The organism is Micromonospora sp. CPCC 206171 (genome assembly GCF_036906755.1).
Classification (GTDB): Bacteria; Actinomycetota; Actinomycetes; order Mycobacteriales; family Micromonosporaceae; genus Micromonospora; species Micromonospora purpureochromogenes.
The window spans coordinates 1-941 of record NZ_JBAKHT010000067.1; the positions used below are offsets into that span (position 1 = coordinate 1).

A 941-nucleotide genomic window follows, 5' to 3' on the forward strand; every position below is an offset into this window, starting at 1 on the left:
TGGTGGGTCAGGCGGTGGCGGAGTAGCCGCGGGTGGCGATCCAGTCGGCGAGGTTGTCGACGCTGATGCGGTAGGAGGCCTGGTCGGGGTTGGCGGAGTCGGCGATGGTGACGGTGTTGCCGCCGTCGCGGTAGCCGATGACGCTGATGTAGTGCCCGCCTTCGAAGGAGTGGGTGGTGCCGTCGGTGTCGGTGGCGGTGCCGGCGATGTTGGCGACCACGGCGCGGCCGTCGTCGATGGTGCGGACGATGTCGGTGCGCAGGGTGTCGGTCTGCTTGCGGTCGGCCTTGCTGTCGCGGATCTCCACCGACCGGTAGGCGTCCTTCTTGCCGGTTTCCTTGTTCAGCACGGGGGTGATGTCGTTGATGCTGTTGGTGCCGGCCTCGGTGGTGCCCATCTGCTTGGCCATGGCGTCGACGTCGATGTTCTTGCCCTGCACGGACAGGGCGTTGCGGGTCGCGGCGGGGCCGCAGTAGTAGAAGTTCGGCTGCGCCTCGTAGCGCACGTTGAGTTCCCGCTCGCCGTGCGACTTGCGGTCGGTGCTCACCGACGCGGCGCGCGTGCCCTCGTGGGTGGGGGCGGCGTGCGCGGCCAGGGCCGGGCCGGCGATCCCACCGGCGGTCGCGGCGACACCGGCGAAGGTCAGGGCGGTCTTACGGATCAGATCGGTACGCATCAGGGTGCACCTTTCGATCGGGGGACACGCGCACACCGCCGGGGGACGGCACAGCACGCGAAAAGGAAAGTCAAAGAAGAGGATCTGCCCGGCGGCCGCACAAGGGGCCTCTGCTCGGGGGTCCAGGGGGATGTAACCAGCCCGGCGGGCTGCGCATTCCACAAGCCCGGGGGCCTGCTCGGGATGGTGCCGGGGGATGTAACCAACCGGGGTGGGCCGGCATTCCGCCGGGCCCGACTCTCCGGTCCACCCGTCCGGGCCGGGG

1 protein-coding gene is annotated in these 941 nt (G+C 69.9%); it reads right to left on the bottom strand.

Annotated features, from left to right (window positions below; all coding sequences use genetic code 11):
- Positions 1-7: 7 nt before the first annotated feature.
- Positions 8-676: a C39 family peptidase gene (locus V6U89_RS30095; RefSeq protein ID WP_334576698.1), complete on the bottom strand. Its 669-nt coding sequence runs from the start codon at positions 674-676 to the stop codon at positions 8-10.
- Positions 677-941 lie beyond the last annotated feature (265 nt).